This is a genomic window from Candidatus Nitrosopumilus sp. (assembly GCF_965262695.1).
Taxonomy (GTDB): Archaea; Thermoproteota; Nitrososphaeria; order Nitrososphaerales; family Nitrosopumilaceae; genus Nitrosopumilus.
On record NZ_OZ253550.1, the window covers coordinates 37,399 to 52,956 of the forward strand.

The following is a 15,558-nucleotide window of genomic DNA, read 5'->3' on the forward strand; positions in this document are numbered from 1 at the left end:
TAATCATGGGATTCAAGGACTTGTTTGTTGGTGGAAATGAGGGAAACGTTCCAATCAAGGTACAGTGTTCAGGATGCCAGAGAATCACAGTAGTCAAGATTCCAGCTGACAAGGACTTTGCAAAATGGAATGCAAAGTCAAACTGCGGCCAATGTGGCGCCACTAACTGTTGGCAAAAAGTCTAGATATAAAAATAAAAAAAGGATTAGTTTGCAGGAACTGCAATACCTCTATCTATCATCTTTAGTGCAGTGTCAGCTTTGAGACACATTGATACACCGTTTGATACTTTCATGACAAGGCTGTATCCTTCACGACATTCTACATCTGATGCATCAACACCAGCTGCAATCTGAATTCGTGGAGAAATCCATGCTAGTTGCATGTCTTTTGCTTTTTCAATGAATTCTTCTCTAAGTTGTTGCTTTTCCTCATCAGTCATCTCTGATGCTTTTTCACGTAGTTGTGACTTGAAGGCCTTCATCTCTGCAATTCTATCATGAATCATAGATTTTCTCTCATCAGAGATTCCATGCTTCATCTTTTTGATGTGTTCTTTGAACTTCATCTTTAATTCAGAATGTTTCTTGTCAAGGTCTCCGTGTTTTTCACGATATTTTTTCTTGATTTCATCCATTCGTTCATCAGAGATATCATACTTCGTCATGATCATTGCTTTGAGACGTTGAGATTTTTCTGAAAGTTTCATGTCATGATGTTTATCCATCATTTTGTCTTTCATAGAATCATGATGTTCTTGCTTGTAGGACTTTCTTTCCTCTGGAGTCATATCACACCAGGCTGAAACCCTGTCAAGTTTTTCTGAATCATCAATTTCTGCTGCACGTTCAGAATCTGATAATGAACAAATTCTGTCATAATCCATATGGTCAGATTTATCCATCATTCTTTCTTTCATGTGTGCTTTGTATGTCTCTAGATTATCTTTGATGAAGGTTGTCCGCTCAGCTTCGTCAGCTTCACAGTATGTATTCATCTTTGTTTGATGTTCTTCTGTTTTGCCATGTTCAGAAATGTATGCTTTCTTGTCTTCATCAGACATTACACAATAATTCTCTAGTTTTTCTCTAAAGTCTTTGGCATGGTCTTTTTTGTAGACGTCGGCATGTTCTCTAATGTTAGCTCTGATTTCTCCTTTGTAGTTTTCCAAAAGATCTTCTACTGCATCTTGTTCATCTTCAGACATTTCACAATAGTTTGCTAGTCTGTCTCTGAATTGTTCAAGTATAGGACGGTCTGCAAATAGTTTGCGTTTATCCTCATCAGTAGCTGCACAGAATCTATCTAAGAGATCACCAAGATCATAATCACCATCATGTTCTTTTTCTCCAGGAAAATTTTCACGAATAAATTCATCAATGGCATCATCTTGTTCATCTTCAGACATTTCACAATAGTTTGTTAGTCTGTCTGCAAACTGCTCAATTCTTGGATGATCTGCAAAGAACTGACGTTTTTCCTCATCAGTCATATCACAGAAATGTTCTAGTCTATCATCAAGATCTACATGTTTGTCGTCTCTGTCATCGTCATGAACTTCATTTAGACCATCATAATCTTCGTCTCGATCATCATCATAATCCTCTTTTAGATCATCATCATAATCTTCACGTTCATCCTCATGTTCTTCAATTGAAGTGTCATCTACTTTGTCATCATCCATATCATCGTCTACTTGTGCAAATGCAGGACCTGCAGATACACCAAGTACCAGAATCATGGATAAAACAACGCTTAGAAGTTGTGTGCTATTCATTGAATTTTTTTAGAAGTTTTGATATAAAGAGATGCGTATCTTTGTAGAGAATCTTTTATTATCTATGACAAATTTTATGCCTAGAAAATTTTTGGCTCTAAACCTAATGCTTAAGTTTGAAATTGTTGTAGATTAATCATGACCTGTCTTAGATGTGATGGGAAAGGTAAAATTCGTAATGAATTTGGCATGTGGGAAAAATGTGAATCTTGTCAGAAAAAAGAGATGACATTTGAGAGTGTAACTCCTGAACCTGATGTTAATGAAGAAGGAATTTAATTTGATGATTTTGTGTGAAAATCATGGATAATCTAGATAACGCAAAACATGATCATCAAAAAAACAAATCTGATATTGTAAACTTGGTAAAGCAGATGTTTGCTCAAAACAAATGGGGTGATGAAGAGTATCGTGCAGCTTTGCAAGAATTAGTAAAAAAAGATGAGGAGTTAGTTGCTGAAGTTACTAGAATTATTAAAGAAAGACATGGATGAGAAAAAAATAAAACAAGAAGACTGTCATGAAGATACTCTAGGACAAGGTGTTCTTACATTAACTAGCAAAAGAATTGCATTTGATAAGACAAGGTCTGGAATAATGGATTTTTCAAAACATATGGGAGAGACAATATTGGACATCCCATTATCTGATATTACTCATACTTGGCGTGAAGGATTATTGATGAAAAAAGCGTGTATCTCTGCTAAAACTAGTGATGGTGAGCAGACCTACAAGTTTGGAGTGTTTAATGTAGGTGGTTGGGTTGATTCTATTCAAGATGCACTAGATGATCAATAATCTTAAGTTGACAATTTTCCCTAGTATGAATAATGATTGATGCCAAATTTTCATGGTATGGGAATTTTTATGGAATCGCTTGGAGAACCCATACAGGAAATCCAATTGCAGTTCCATTATTTGTAAAACAAGATGAATCTCAAAAAATCGCAGATATTGTCAAAACATGGAAGCCAAAAGACATCCATCTTACATTCATTGAAAAAGATGATGGTAATTATGCCATCTGTATTTACCAAGAGGCTGATTCAGGTGAAAATATTGGACTTTATCGTTCTGGTATGAGTCAGACAGGAACCTATGGCAAAATAAAACAGATGATTGAAAAAAAATCTTCAATGTGGAATCCTTTACGTGCATATATTCAGATTGTATATGCTGCTGATCCTGTAGATTCTAAAACTTATCAAAACATGACTGACTATATCATAATTGGTAGGTTGGAGATTATTTCAGAAGCTGCTCTAAAATCTAAAAAATTTGCAATAGAGAAAGATGCACACACTACACTTGGTGGATATGATGAAGAAGATACCACTGATGAGAATTAGCTCTAGTCTTTATCTTGTAAATTTTTGATATTTGGTTTATGGCTGAAATCTGTGAGAGATGCAATAAATCCGTAGATGAAACTGCTAGATATAACAAACATGAGGTAGACAAGCTACTTTGCTTTGCATGCGTTTCAGAGATTGATGCGTATTATTCTATAACTTGTGCTAAATGTGGTAAACCTGCTCATCTGAGAGGAAATTTAATTGAATATGAGAATGAAAAGATTTGTCCTGTATGTATGGATGAAATAAGAATAAAAGAAAATTAAAAAGAAAAATTTAGTTTGTTGGGTTCATCAATGCTGCTCTTTCTTTGACCTTTTGATCAACTAACGCACTGACATAATCTCCTGGTTCACCTTGGCATGTGCCAATGTTTACTGCATAACCATCTAGGGTTTGTCCTATACAACCATCACTAGTAATTGCAACTATCTTGACAGTTTCTAGAGTTTCAGCAGGTGCAACATAGAACATTAGATATGCTAGTAGTGCAAGTCCAATCCCTGCAAGGATTCCACCTACAATAAAATATGATTTGTAATCCTTTGATTTTTTTGTTTGTTTATTTGGTATTGCTGACATGTATAATATTACACGTTTTTCTAATTTGATTGGTTTTGCAGTTTCTTGGAATTTAGGAATTGTGTTATTAATTTAAATTTCTGATTCACGTAATTATGTACACAATTTTTTTGCCTATCTTGATCTTGCTTTTTTTGATGGCTTTTCGTTGGAACTATTGGAACTGTCATTGTTTGTATCTGAGACAATACTTGAAAAGCCATAATCTAACGTGTAAATAATTGCAGATTCTGGAATGAGATTAATTAGAGAAAAGAATCCTGATGTGTTTAGCTTGGTCTTGACATTAACTATGGTTCCTTGATTTGGAGTACCATCAAATCCCCACGTCTCATGTAATTTTGTTGAAATGACAGTTCCCTTTAATTCTCCATCTAGAACCTTTAGTAGATGTTTGTCGTCAGAATTTTTGTATAATACTTGTGGGTTTAATGAAACTCCATTCATCTTTAGATTCAGCTTGAAGATATTCTCATTTTCTGTTTGTTTTATTGGATCTATACTTTTGATACTTTTTGGAAAGATCTGTTTTAAGCTCTCAAAATCTTTGAAATATTTTTCAACTGAACTCTTGTCTACATCAATTACTTTGGCAAAGTCAACTATTCTTTCTGCAAAAGCCATTGGAGTTATGGAGATGAATATTAGGACTATTACTACAATACTGACATTTTGCATCCTGACCATGTCTAATGGTTTGAGATTGAATTTTAGTACATAAGGGGCACTGATAATTTATCCATAAATTCTTGATTTTATTTTTATGATGCAAGTTTTTTTGCACGTTTGAATACTGCATGCCAATCCTTCCAAAGTAACCTTCCTGTCTGGGTATTTTGTTTTGATGGGTGATATGATGTAATTACTTTGATGGAATTGTATTGGAATAGTTGATTGTGTCCAAATTTTCCTGGTTTTGCATCTAAAAGCTTACAGGTAGCATCATATGCGATTTTTCCAAGACATAGTATTGTTGTAACGTTACTTAGAATATGGAGTTCTATCTCTAAGAATGAAAAGCAGTTTTGCATCTCTTCTTTTGTTGGCTTGTTTTGAGGTGGTGCACATCTGACTGCAGCTGTAATGTATGCATTATTCAGAGTTAATCCGTCATCACTGGTTTGAGAAGTTGGAATTGAGGCAAATCCTGTCTTGTGCATTACTTTAACTAACCAATCCCCTGAGGAATCTCCTGTAAACATCCGGCCTGTTCTATTTCCGCCATGAGCAGCTGGAGCTAGACCCACAATGAGTAATTTGGCTTTGATGTCTCCAAATCCTGATAGTGGCTTACCATAGTATGGTTCATCTTTGAATCGTTTAACCTTGTTTTTGGCAACATCTCTGATGTATGTCGATAATCTTGGACATTTTTGACATAATTTTATTTTTTTATTGAGACTTTCTATTTTCATTTTTATTCAATCAGTATTGCTGGTTTGAATGGTCTTGCATGTCTAGCTTTGCCCTTAGGATCATAGATATCCTCATCTGATTCTGAATAAACTTCAATATTTACACCAAACTCTTTTTGCCCCATACTACTCAACTCAGATTTCAAAAATTCTTTTTCATTGAACGATTCAGCTTCAAGCTTCATCTTCTTGATATCCTCTGACTCTGAATGCAAATCCTTGATTGTTTTCTGAACAAAGTCTGGCATTTTTTTGGCATCAGTAGTATTTGGATCTGCAATGAGTTCCTTCATTACAACTCCCATGTTGTTTTGACCACCTACCATGATACTGAGCATCTTGCGATAGATTTTGGATTTTACTTCATCTGAATTTACATAGATTACAATCTTTTTTGGAGTAATCTTTGTAACTTTGAGAATATTTGCAATATCGTCCATGGTACTTTTGAGCAACTCTTCAGCTTGGATTGATGCTGCATCTACTTTGTCTGCTGAATATTCAGGCCACCGTGATTTTGAAACTAGTTCAGAGTTTCCAAGATTTTGCCACATCTCTTCAGCAACATGTGGTGCAAATGGAGACAACATTGTAACTCGAACTGAATTGATTTGGTGTAAAATTCCTGATACATCCTCACGTCCTTTAGATTGCATCCTCTTTTGGTACCAACTCAAATCTGTCTCAAATGTAAACAAAATATCGTGTAGTGCTTCACGCAATCTCATTTTTTCAACAGCTTCTGTAATTTCAGCAATCTTACTTTGAGTTTTAGATAGAATCCATCTGTCTTCCGCCTGTAATTCTCCAATTTCGCCTTTTTTGAGCCTAGAACACTCCTCTAAAAGCGATTCAAGCTTGCTCTGAATGCCTGAGACTGATTCCATGTTAAAATCAGCATCTTGGAGTAATTCAGCTGATGAAATTATGGCCAACCTAATTGGATCTGCACCATGATCTTTGATTGCAGCTCGCAATGGAATGATGTTTCCCATACTCTTTGACATTTTAGCTCCATCCATCATTACACTACCATTAACAACAATTTCTTGTGGCCATAAATTCTTCTCAAAGATTGCAACATGATTCAAAACAAAAAATGACAAGTGATTCTGTACTAAATCCCGACCTGAGTGACGTGAATCAACTGGATAAAAGTATGTAAACTCTTTTTTCATTGTGTTGATTACATCTTCAGAAAGTTTTGATGTAGATGCAGCTAATGACACATCTCCCTTATCAAGTAATACATAGTCAAAGAATTCTTTTGTAAGATTCTCTGGTTGTACGGTTCCATCATTTACAAATCGTGACAATGTATAGTATGCCATGTAAATTACACTATCAGAAAGCGATTCTACAATCCAGTCATTATCCCATGGAAGTTTAGTTCCTAATCCTTGTTGTCTTGCACAAGCTCGCTCATGCAACCAATCAATTACTTCAACAAACTCTGTCTTAATGTTATTTGGCAAGATATTCATCTCATCTAAACAATTGCGAGCTAATTCTTTCCATTCTTCATCGCCATAATTCAAGAACCATTGATTGTTCAATACTTTAACAACACATTCAGCTCCACAACGACATCTAACTGGTGCATTCTCTAAAACTGGGAATTTTTCTAGATGATTATTTTCTTGTAACCAAACTCGAATCTTATCTCTTCCAAATTGTACTTTTTCTCCATCAAACTGTAAACACTTGTCATTTAATTTTCCATCTGTAAATTCTTTGAGGTATAGTTCCTTGGTTGCTTCATCTAACTTGTTATCCGATTGATCAGAAACTCCCATCTTTTCACAAATCTCTTTGGCTGGAAATTCTCCATATCCTTCAGTTACAATAATTGGAATAGGCTCTAATTTTGAGGCTAATTCATGGTTTTCAGCCTTCAAATCCATCAATGCCTGATAGTCTTTTGGTGCATGTGCAGGAACGGACATTACCAATCCTGTGCCCATATTAGGCTCTACAAATTCAGCAGACAATACTGGAATCTCTCGTCCATCATGATTTGTGGCAGTCTTGCCAATGATTTCAGATCCTGGAATCTCACCTGTTATCTCTACTTTTTTCTCAAAGAATGAAATCTTTTTTGCACATTCTTCAGACACAATCCATTCTTCTCCATCAACTGATACTTTTTTGTAAACAGTATTTGGATTGACCCAAAGATTCGTTATACCAAAGATAGTTTCAGGTCTTAGTGTAGTAATTGGAAATATAGAATCACCTAACTTGAATTTAATCAAGAAGTTCTTGTCATCAATCTTTGGTTCAACATCGCCCATTGTATCATGTTGTGATACTGGGTTTTGATCAACAGGACACCACCCAACTGGATGACTACCTTGAATGATTCGATTCTTTTCTTTTAGTGTAGTAATCTGCCATTCAATAAATTTCTGATAACCTGGAACTATAGTTGTAAATTCTCGTCTCCAATCAATGGAGTAACCCATTTCAATCATTCCAGATTTTATCTCTTCATGGAAATAGTCTGCAATTTTAATTGGTTCAACAAATGTCTTGATTGCATCTTCAGGAACATGGTAGATATTTCTCAATCCATCTAGGATTTCTTTTTCTCCAGCTTTAATTCTTCTTGCCATGCCAAGAACTGGTGTTCCAGTATAATGGAATCCCATTGGGAATAATACGTTGTATCCTTTCATTCTATAGAACCTTGCATGAACATCAGCCAATGTGTATGTTCTTCCATGTCCAATGTGTTGTGGTGAGTTTGGATATGGATATGCAACTGTAATGAATTTTTTTGGTTTGTCATTTGGGTTTGTTTCAAAATCTTTGTTATCTTGCCACTTGGTTCTCCATTTATTTTCAATTTCAGTCCAGTTTATCGTCATTGTATCATCCTAAAATCATAGATTTTGCTTTGGCTATTGCCTCGTCTTTTTTAGATGTGTCTTTTCCACCGCCTTGAGCAAATTTAGCATCTCCTCCACCAGAGCCACCCAAAATTGAGGCTATTTCTTTGGCAATCTCACCTGCATTTACGCCTGATTGCTCACCTGAAAACACCATTACCCGAATTGTAGGTCCTGCTTCAAAAATACCACAAAAAGCAGCAGTTGAGTCCTTACCAACTAGTTTCTTGCCAAAGTTTTGATGGAAATAATCATCATAATCAGGATTTGAAGTAAAACACAATTTATCCTTGATACTAATCCCTTCTGATTCTACATCTTCTCCAGCTATAATCTTTTCTAGTAGAACTGGAATCTTTTCTCTAGCTTTTGCTTTATTTTCTTCTCTTTGTTTTTCTAGTTGTTCTTTTTGTTTTGCTTCTTCATCTTTGCGTTTTGATTCCTCTTCTTGTTGTTTTTCATATTCAAATGCATTGGGTCCTGAAACAAACTCTAGACGAACCACACCATCTTGAATACGTTTAGTCTTTGTAATTTTAATTAGTTCTATGTCTCCTGTTTTCTTTACATGTGTTCCGCCACAAGCTTCAACATCTTGATCTGCAATTGATACAATTCTAACTGCTTTTACTGGAACAACACCGCCCTGATAAATTCTAAATCCGTATGTTTGTTCCGCTGTTCCTCTATCATAATAATCAATATTGATATTAAGATTTTTCTTTACCATGTCATTAGCTGCATTTTCAATTTCTTTGACTTCCTCATTAGATAATGATGAATGATGTGTAATGTCTAGTCTAGCATGATCATCTTCTTTGAAAGCAGAGTGCTGCCAAATCCAAGAACCTAAAACTTTACGTGATGATGCATTTAGGATATGAGTACTTGTGTGATTCTTTGTAATGTTAGAGCGTCTTGTCTCATCAACTTTACATGAAACGGTTTCTCCTTCTTTTGGAGTACCATCTTCTAATTTGTGAACGATAATGTTTGCATGTTTGTCGACATCTACTACATTAAATCCTGCGATACTTCCGTGATCTGGCTCTTGCCCTCCACCTCGTGCGTAAAATGAGGTTTTATCAAGCACAACCATGTCATTGATTACCTTGAGAACCTTGGCATCAAAGGACATCGGATCATCTTGGTAGAACAAAGTTTCAGTTTCAGGTAATCCTTCTAGTGGAAGTTCTGCTATTGCTTTTTTCTTGTCTGACTGGTGCAAATCAGATAGTTTGGAGTAAAATGATGATGGAATTTCAGAAATTGCATCAACTTCTTTGAGATATTCAGGTGTAATGCCGTCTGATTCGTAGTATGTGATTAGTTCATCAACTGATGGCGTTCCCTTTTCTTTGATCTTGTCTGCCTTTTTCTTCATATGACCTTTGGATTCTTCGTATCTTGCTGATTCTAATTTCAAAATTGATTTTACATCATCTCTCTTTTCATCAAGTTCCGGGTAAGTATCCTTGAGATAGTTAACATGCAAATCAATCAAGTCATCAATGTTGAGTTTCAAATTCAATTTAGATATGGTTGCATTGATACGACGCAACATCATTCTCAAGTTATATCCTCCACCAACGTTTGATGGTAATGCCCCATCAGTAATTGCAAAGATTAGTGTTCTAAGATGATCTGCAATTAGATACATTCCTTCTATCGGTGTGATCATTTTTTGCATCTGCTCATCTGTAATTCCTGCATTCTTTACTGCAAGACGTCTTACTTGGTTAAGATCATCGTAATGATCAATCTCTTTTGCAATTTCAGTAAAGTATTTGCGCAATATTTCTGAATCTGAATCAATTCCAATAGTATCAAATAATCTCTCATTAATTGGACCAAAACAACAGTCATACGCAGTTGGTGTTCCCATAGTAATCCATGCAAATCTCTCTAATCCTGCTCCCATGTCAATTACTCTTTGGTCAAGTGTTGTATGCTGTCCTAATTCTCCTTGGAATTCAGTAAAGACTGCGTTTCCAAGCTCCAATCCTCGCACAAAATATTCTAATGATGGACCAAATGAACCACCACCTGCCCATACGTCTTCCACAAAAACTACTTCATCTTTGTTTATTCCAAACTGTTCAGTTAGTAATCTATAATCCAAATCAACACATTCATCTTTCCAGTATCCTCCCAAATCAGGAACACTGTGCTGTCCTATCATACAAAATGATGAAAAGTGTCTACCAGTTACACCAACATTCTCTAAATCCTTGAATCGCAAACATGTCTGTGGAACTACAAGAGGATTTGCAGGAAATTCAAATACTACCTTACTGCCCATTACTCTTTGAAAGTCAACAACAGATGCTATTGTAAAGTACAAGTCATCACGCCAACGGCAAACAACAGGATAACGGCTAACAGAAGTATGATTGTTTTTTACAAAAAATTCTTCTACTTGTTTCCATGATTGGGTGTAATCAAATCGTTTTGATGTTGGTGGTTCTCCTATGAAAGAATAGGTATCTAATCCATCATCAGGACATAAATCTCTATCTGCATTTAGAGTCCAAAAGAATCTGCCACATTTTGCGCATGATTTTCTGACAAATCCTTGTTCAGAGAATAACTTGACGTTATAGTATTTTTCAGGATCTGCTGAAAATTCTTTTAGAATCTCTTTTTTGTCCAACGTTGATGCCTGCCATATTCCAATATTAAGAACTGTCGATTAATGATTTGTCTCTATATTTTAAAATGGAATGAATGATAATCAATTCCATGAAAGCCACATCCTTTGATGGAAAGCAAATGGAATATGATGAAAATTATCCAGACCCAAAATCTAGTGAGTCTCTAGTGCGAGTTAGTCTTGCTGGAATCTGTGGAACTGACTTAGAGATTCTAGATGGATACATGGCATACAATGGAGTTTTAGGTCATGAGTTTGTTGGTGTAGTGGAAAAATCAGCGAATTCTGATTTGATTGGAAAAAGAGTCGTAGGTGAGATTAATGCTGGATGTAACAAGTGCAATTCTTGCAAAAAAGGAATGCAAAGACACTGCCCAAATAGAACTGTTCTGGGAATTCTGAAAAGAAATGGGGCTTTTGCTGAATTTTTGTCTCTGCCTGAGGAAAACCTACACATAATTCCTGACAGTATTGCAGATGAACAAGCAGTATTTGTCGAACCGTTAGCTGCAGCATTTGAAATCAAAGAACAAGTATCACTAAACACTGATTGGAAAGTGGCAGTTGTAGGTGATGGACGACTGGCACAGATGATATGCCAAGTTTTGAAATTATCTTGTCCTGATGTAACATGCTTTGGAAGACATGAAACAAAACTTTCACATTTAGAAAAATTTGCGATTCCAACTAAAATCGGAATAGTTAATTCTGATTTACAATCATATGACTTGGTAGTAGAAGCTACTGGGAGCAATTCTGGATTTGCTGACACTATGAAACTAGTCAAACCACGTGGAACTGTAATACTAAAATCAACAATTGCATCACGAGAAAATCTTGACTTGACTCCAACTGTAGTAAATGAGATTACTTTGATTGGTTCTCGTTGTGGGTTATTCAAACCTGCAATTGATGCACTTGCAACTGGAATTATTTCAGTTGACTCTATGATTGATTCTACTTTTCCTTTAGAGAAGTTTTCTGATGCCATACAGCATGCAAAAAAACCTAACACTCTCAAAGTATTCCTAAAACCATAAACTGGAATTTTGCTATTCATTAAATATAGAAAAATATGATTATTCTTTATGGCCGGAGAGTTTTCCCTAGATGATATCAAAAAGAGAATAGGTGACATTTTGTTGGAGCCTGAGATTCGATTTTGTGGATTGATTGATCCTAAAGGAGAGTTGGTTGCAGGTGGATTTGATAGTAGTATTGTTCCTATGCTAAATGATAAACAAAGAAGACAACTGTATCAAGAACTAGCACACAGAGTTGCAAACAGACAAGGATTTGATGCAGATCTTGGCCGGGTGAAATACTCTGCATCTAGAAGAGAAAATGCAGTTATGTTGAGTTTTCCATTTGGAAAACATATTGTCTTGGTAATGGCAAACCCTGGAATCAACATAGACCGATTCGCCTGGGATGTTCTAAATAAATTGGGCAGAAGCTGGTCTGATTTTGACAGCCTCTAGTTTTGAGAAACTGTTCCTCTCTCAACTAGATAGGAATGTGCATTGATTGATTCTTCTTTTGAAATCAAACCTTCCATATACCATTCAGAGATGTTTTGAATCCATGAATTATTCTCATAGTTGTACAATGGTGAAATTCTCAAAATTTTATCATCATAAAGATTGGGGTTGCCCCTTCCATCCTGATTACTTGTCATAAAGTACAATCCGTCAGGACCATTTACAACATTTCTAATCCTTCCAAACTCCCCAGAAAACAATTCTCCGTGAAATGGCACATCAAAATTCTCATCAAACTCTATGATGTGTATGTGCTGCCCTCTAAGTGCTGCAACAAAATACTTTCCATCAAACATTGGCATGTCTTCCCCATAGTAAAATGTAGAACCTGATGGAGCCCAAGTATTATCCCCTGAATGCAAAATTGGATTTATTGCATCTTCTAGCGTTTCATCTCCAATTACATCAGGCCATCCATAATTTGCACCTTGTAATATCAAATTGATTTCATCATGTGCAACTCCACGCCATCCTGATGGCCCATGTTCTGTTGCAACCAAATTGCCTAATTCATCCCATGCAATTCCTTGTGGATTACGATGTCCAATTGAATATACTACTGAACCAAATGGGTTGTCATCTGGAATTGTTCCATCTGGATTGATTCTCAAGATTTTTCCTGCAACTGACTCCAAGTTTTGTGAGAGATTTGGTTCTACTGCATCACCTGTTGTAACATATAACATTCCGTCTGGTCCAAACTTTATTCTGCCTCCATCATGATATGGTGCACCAGGAATTCCTTCAATCAAAACTCTCTCTTCAGTTAATGTATTCTCAGATTCAACATATTGCACCAGTCTGTTCTTGATTCCAAGTAATTCATTGTAAGTATAGTAAATGTAGATGTAATTATTCTCATCAAAGTTAGGATCAAGTGTAATTCCCAACATTCCGCCTTCTCCTCCGCCAACCCCAAGTGACATGATTTGATTTACCTCCCCATTCTCAATTACATTTACAGTACCAACTCTTTCAGTAAAGAAAATTCTTCCATCATGAGCAAAATCGATTCCCCATGGAACTTTGAGATTGTCTGCAATCACATCAACTTTTACACCAAGCTCTGGATAAGATTCTGCATATGCACTTGTTCCGCCAAGAAAAACTATTACAGATACAACAAAGATGATGTTTCTCATCATGTGTCTGTATGTCTTGCTGTACATTAAGAATTCTTGTCAGTTATTCAAACAAGTAATAAAAAATAACCTCATCATGTTTGCTATTTTTCATGCTTTTTTGGCAGTGTTATTATGAATGTGGTTGGATGATTCTTAACTGAAATGGTTCCGTGGTGTTGATCTATGATGCTCTTACAGCTTGCAAGTCCAAGACCTGTTCCCTCTTGTTTTGTAGTAAATAATGGCTCAAAGATTTTTTCTAATGCTTCTTTTGGTATGGGTTCCCCTGTATTACTAATCTCTATTTTGATTGAATCCTGTACAGGTTTTGTCTCAATTTTTATTTTTCCAGAATCTGGACCTATTGCATGAATTGCATTTATTATGATGTTGATAAATACAATCTCAATCATGTGGTAATCACATACTATCTCGTCATCTGTTGTGATTTTTTCTATTGTTATGTTTTCTGGACTCTTTATGCTACTTAATGTAGAATCAACTATTGTAGATATTGCTATCTTTGTTGGTTTTAGAGGCTTTTGTTGTACATAATCAAGCACGTTATTCACTTGATGGCTTATTCTCTGTATTGACTCTGTAATTGAATCAGAATACTTTTTGAATTTCTCCGAAATGTCCGGATTATTATTCAGAATATCTGTAGTCATTTGGATAACTGTTAGTGGGTTTCGTATATCATGTGCAAGACGTGATGCAAGGTGTCCTATTGTGGTAATCTTTTCAGTTTTTTGCATCTCTTCTAACTGCTCTATGATGATCTGTCCTCTTTCCCTGGATTTGTTAATGTACATTATCGTAAAAAATACTGATACAAAAACTAGAATCAAAAATACTGGAACAACAAAGTCATAGATGAAGAATAACTGCTTTGTTTCTAATGCCGATTGAAGTAATCTATTTTTTGAGAACTCTGTGGTCTCTGCTTCTCCTACTTCAATTGAAATGTGTTCACCATTTCTAATTACATATATGTCCCATGCAATTGTAAATTCTACAGTTTTACCTGTTATTGGCTCTATGCTAGTTATGCATGTTTGATCAGCATATGCAATCTCTCCTTGCAAAAATCTCTCGTATACATGAGAAAAATCATCTCCTGTACTTTCACATGAAAACTCGTAAAGCTCAACACCGTTTATCTCCTTTGTTCCTTCAAAGACAAACATATCTGGGACTCCCATGTTTGGATGAAACAAAACATAGTTTTGTTTTTGAACGTTTGGTGGGAATATGAAATACCATTCATTACTATCAATATGTTTTCTTGTGTTAGCATCAACAAAGTATGTGTTCTCACTTTCACCGATTGTTTCACTGGTAATGACGTTTGTAACAACATAAGATGTTTCTATCTCAAGAATGTTTCCGTTTTGGTTTACAATTTCATATTTTGCAAAATCGTTTGAGATAACCGGATCTGATAGTCCACCCCCTATGGTTCCTGCATATCTGACTTCTCCAATATATTGTTGAACGTTATCAAATGTTGTAGGACCATTTTTCATTATGGGTGTTGCAACTAGTACCCAACTAGCAATAACTATGACTGCTATTGCGGAAAATAAAATTAAACTCCATGGGTTTTTGGCCTTTTTCATCTAAACTCTCTTTTTTTCTAAACCGTATAAATTGAATCCTTTTTGATACCCATAAATACAGAACATCCTTCAGTGTATTCATGTTTGGAAAAAAACCTCAACTCAAAGAAGGTGTCCATGTATTTTCTGTAAAAGAGAATGGTGATTTTAAGGACTTTATCTTTGCAACCGTTACTGGCGTTGAGGGCAGGAAGGTAGGGGTCAGCGGTGTTATCGTAAATCCCGTTGGTCTAAAAAACAAAGTAGAACAAGGAAAGACTGGAGAACGTTCAATGGAAATTCTAAAGAATCCTACTCCAGATAATGTAGTTTTGGCTCTAGTGTATAGAATTGAACATGAAAACTTTGCAACTGTCTTAGATCTTGATAAAGACAAATGTGATCTCATTCCACCTAAGGTCTATACCATGTTAGATGGATGGATTCGCGAATCACTACCAGAATTTATCAATACAGTGTTATCTTTACCGCCAGGTGCTGAACGTGATGAGGCAAAACGTGTGCTCAAAAACAGAATGGATACTCTGATTGACAAGAATCTCAAACGAACACTTTACTCTGTATGTCGAAGTCTCAAAATCCTAAACTAGGCACAAGT

At 35.7% G+C, this 15,558-nt stretch carries 17 protein-coding genes; 9 read left to right on the forward strand and 8 right to left on the reverse strand.

Annotation, left to right across the window (positions count from 1 at the left end):
- The first annotated feature begins 5 nt into the window (after positions 1 to 5).
- Positions 6 to 185, forward strand: a complete 180-nt coding sequence (locus ACQY2P_RS00200; protein ID WP_428326425.1) for a hypothetical protein — start codon at positions 6 to 8, stop codon at positions 183 to 185.
- A 20-nt stretch (positions 186 to 205) separates the two neighbouring features.
- On the opposite strand, the gene ACQY2P_RS00205 is transcribed toward ACQY2P_RS00200, so the two are convergent.
- Complete coding sequence (locus ACQY2P_RS00205; RefSeq protein ID WP_428326426.1) at positions 206 to 1,777, reverse strand: ABC transporter substrate-binding protein; 1,572 nt, start codon at positions 1,775 to 1,777, stop codon at positions 206 to 208.
- Positions 1,778 to 1,915: 138 nt separating this feature from the next.
- On the opposite strand from ACQY2P_RS00205, the gene ACQY2P_RS00210 reads away from it, so the two are divergent.
- The 5 genes from ACQY2P_RS00210 to ACQY2P_RS00230 are packed head-to-tail and all read left to right on the forward strand — an operon-like array spanning position 1,916 to position 3,398.
- Positions 1,916 to 2,056 carry a hypothetical protein gene (locus tag ACQY2P_RS00210; protein ID WP_428326427.1) on the forward strand — a complete coding sequence of 47 codons (141 nt, stop codon included), beginning with the start codon at positions 1,916 to 1,918 and terminating at the stop codon, positions 2,054 to 2,056.
- 23 nt (positions 2,057 to 2,079) lie between these two features.
- Positions 2,080 to 2,271, forward strand: coding sequence for a hypothetical protein (locus ACQY2P_RS00215; protein WP_428326428.1), 192 nt, complete (start codon positions 2,080 to 2,082; stop codon positions 2,269 to 2,271).
- Positions 2,231 to 2,575, forward strand: a complete 345-nt coding sequence (locus tag ACQY2P_RS00220; protein WP_428326429.1) for a hypothetical protein — start codon at positions 2,231 to 2,233, stop codon at positions 2,573 to 2,575. The genes ACQY2P_RS00215 and ACQY2P_RS00220 overlap by 41 nt, the downstream gene beginning before the upstream one ends.
- Before the next feature lie 32 nt (positions 2,576 to 2,607).
- Complete coding sequence (locus ACQY2P_RS00225) at positions 2,608 to 3,126, forward strand: hypothetical protein (protein ID WP_428326430.1); 519 nt, start codon at positions 2,608 to 2,610, stop codon at positions 3,124 to 3,126.
- A gap of 38 nt (positions 3,127 to 3,164) precedes the next feature.
- On the forward strand, positions 3,165 to 3,398 hold the full coding sequence (locus ACQY2P_RS00230) for a hypothetical protein (RefSeq protein ID WP_428326431.1): 234 nt from the start codon (positions 3,165 to 3,167) through the stop codon (positions 3,396 to 3,398).
- 10 nt (positions 3,399 to 3,408) lie between these two features.
- Here ACQY2P_RS00230 and ACQY2P_RS00235 read toward each other — a convergent pair whose 3' ends face one another.
- From ACQY2P_RS00235 to alaS, 5 genes are all read right to left on the reverse strand, one after another.
- The gene (locus ACQY2P_RS00235) at positions 3,409 to 3,714 is read right to left on the reverse strand and encodes a hypothetical protein (protein WP_428326432.1); all 306 of its coding nucleotides are present in this window, start codon (positions 3,712 to 3,714) and stop codon (positions 3,409 to 3,411) included.
- A 114-nt stretch (positions 3,715 to 3,828) separates the two neighbouring features.
- The gene (locus tag ACQY2P_RS00240; protein ID WP_428326433.1) at positions 3,829 to 4,401 is read right to left on the reverse strand and encodes a hypothetical protein; all 573 of its coding nucleotides are present in this window, start codon (positions 4,399 to 4,401) and stop codon (positions 3,829 to 3,831) included.
- A 74-nt stretch (positions 4,402 to 4,475) separates the two neighbouring features.
- Complete coding sequence (locus tag ACQY2P_RS00245; protein ID WP_428326434.1) at positions 4,476 to 5,129, reverse strand: uracil-DNA glycosylase; 654 nt, start codon at positions 5,127 to 5,129, stop codon at positions 4,476 to 4,478.
- A gap of 2 nt (positions 5,130 to 5,131) precedes the next feature.
- Complete coding sequence (gene leuS / locus ACQY2P_RS00250; protein ID WP_428326435.1) at positions 5,132 to 7,999, reverse strand: leucine--tRNA ligase; 2,868 nt, start codon at positions 7,997 to 7,999, stop codon at positions 5,132 to 5,134.
- Between the two features lie 4 nt (positions 8,000 to 8,003).
- Entirely contained in the window at positions 8,004 to 10,673 is a 2,670-nt protein-coding gene (gene alaS, locus ACQY2P_RS00255; RefSeq protein ID WP_428326436.1) for an alanine--tRNA ligase, read from the reverse strand.
- Between the two features lie 89 nt (positions 10,674 to 10,762).
- Between alaS and ACQY2P_RS00260 the strand changes: the two genes are divergently transcribed.
- Entirely contained in the window at positions 10,763 to 11,713 is a 951-nt protein-coding gene (locus tag ACQY2P_RS00260; protein ID WP_428326437.1) for an MDR/zinc-dependent alcohol dehydrogenase-like family protein, read from the forward strand.
- A gap of 48 nt (positions 11,714 to 11,761) precedes the next feature.
- A complete protein-coding gene (locus ACQY2P_RS00265) occupies positions 11,762 to 12,154 on the forward strand; it encodes a DUF6659 family protein (protein WP_428326438.1) in 393 nt (130 codons plus the stop codon).
- On the opposite strand, the gene ACQY2P_RS00270 is transcribed toward ACQY2P_RS00265, so the two are convergent.
- Together ACQY2P_RS00270 and ACQY2P_RS00275 are read right to left on the reverse strand one after the other, a co-directional pair.
- Positions 12,151 to 13,383, reverse strand: coding sequence for a PQQ-dependent sugar dehydrogenase (locus ACQY2P_RS00270; RefSeq protein WP_428326439.1), 1,233 nt, complete (start codon positions 13,381 to 13,383; stop codon positions 12,151 to 12,153). The genes ACQY2P_RS00265 and ACQY2P_RS00270 overlap by 4 nt on opposite strands.
- 56 nt (positions 13,384 to 13,439) lie before the next feature.
- On the reverse strand, positions 13,440 to 14,960 hold the full coding sequence (locus ACQY2P_RS00275) for a sensor histidine kinase (protein ID WP_428326440.1): 1,521 nt from the start codon (positions 14,958 to 14,960) through the stop codon (positions 13,440 to 13,442).
- Between the two features lie 80 nt (positions 14,961 to 15,040).
- Here ACQY2P_RS00275 and ACQY2P_RS00280 point away from each other — a divergent pair, with 80 nt between their 5' ends.
- On the forward strand, positions 15,041 to 15,550 hold the full coding sequence (locus ACQY2P_RS00280; protein ID WP_428326441.1) for a hypothetical protein: 510 nt from the start codon (positions 15,041 to 15,043) through the stop codon (positions 15,548 to 15,550).
- Positions 15,551 to 15,558 lie beyond the last annotated feature (8 nt).

Coding starts and splice junctions, on each gene's coding strand:
- ACQY2P_RS00200 (WP_428326425.1), top strand. CDS start 6: ATGGGATTCAAGGACTTGTTTGTTGGTGGAAATGAGGGAAACGTTCCA.
- ACQY2P_RS00205 (WP_428326426.1), bottom strand. CDS start 1,777: ATGAATAGCACACAACTTCTAAGCGTTGTTTTATCCATGATTCTGGTA.
- ACQY2P_RS00210 (WP_428326427.1), top strand. CDS start 1,916: ATGACCTGTCTTAGATGTGATGGGAAAGGTAAAATTCGTAATGAATTT.
- ACQY2P_RS00215 (WP_428326428.1), top strand. CDS start 2,080: ATGGATAATCTAGATAACGCAAAACATGATCATCAAAAAAACAAATCT.
- ACQY2P_RS00225 (WP_428326430.1), top strand. CDS start 2,608: ATGATTGATGCCAAATTTTCATGGTATGGGAATTTTTATGGAATCGCT.
- ACQY2P_RS00230 (WP_428326431.1), top strand. CDS start 3,165: ATGGCTGAAATCTGTGAGAGATGCAATAAATCCGTAGATGAAACTGCT.
- ACQY2P_RS00235 (WP_428326432.1), bottom strand. CDS start 3,714: ATGTCAGCAATACCAAATAAACAAACAAAAAAATCAAAGGATTACAAA.
- ACQY2P_RS00240 (WP_428326433.1), bottom strand. CDS start 4,401: ATGGTCAGGATGCAAAATGTCAGTATTGTAGTAATAGTCCTAATATTC.
- ACQY2P_RS00245 (WP_428326434.1), bottom strand. CDS start 5,129: ATGAAAATAGAAAGTCTCAATAAAAAAATAAAATTATGTCAAAAATGT.
- leuS (WP_428326435.1), bottom strand. CDS start 7,999: ATGACGATAAACTGGACTGAAATTGAAAATAAATGGAGAACCAAGTGG.
- ACQY2P_RS00260 (WP_428326437.1), top strand. CDS start 10,763: ATGAAAGCCACATCCTTTGATGGAAAGCAAATGGAATATGATGAAAAT.
- ACQY2P_RS00265 (WP_428326438.1), top strand. CDS start 11,762: ATGGCCGGAGAGTTTTCCCTAGATGATATCAAAAAGAGAATAGGTGAC.
- ACQY2P_RS00270 (WP_428326439.1), bottom strand. CDS start 13,383: ATGTACAGCAAGACATACAGACACATGATGAGAAACATCATCTTTGTT.
- ACQY2P_RS00275 (WP_428326440.1), bottom strand. CDS start 14,960: ATGAAAAAGGCCAAAAACCCATGGAGTTTAATTTTATTTTCCGCAATA.
- ACQY2P_RS00280 (WP_428326441.1), top strand. CDS start 15,041: ATGTTTGGAAAAAAACCTCAACTCAAAGAAGGTGTCCATGTATTTTCT.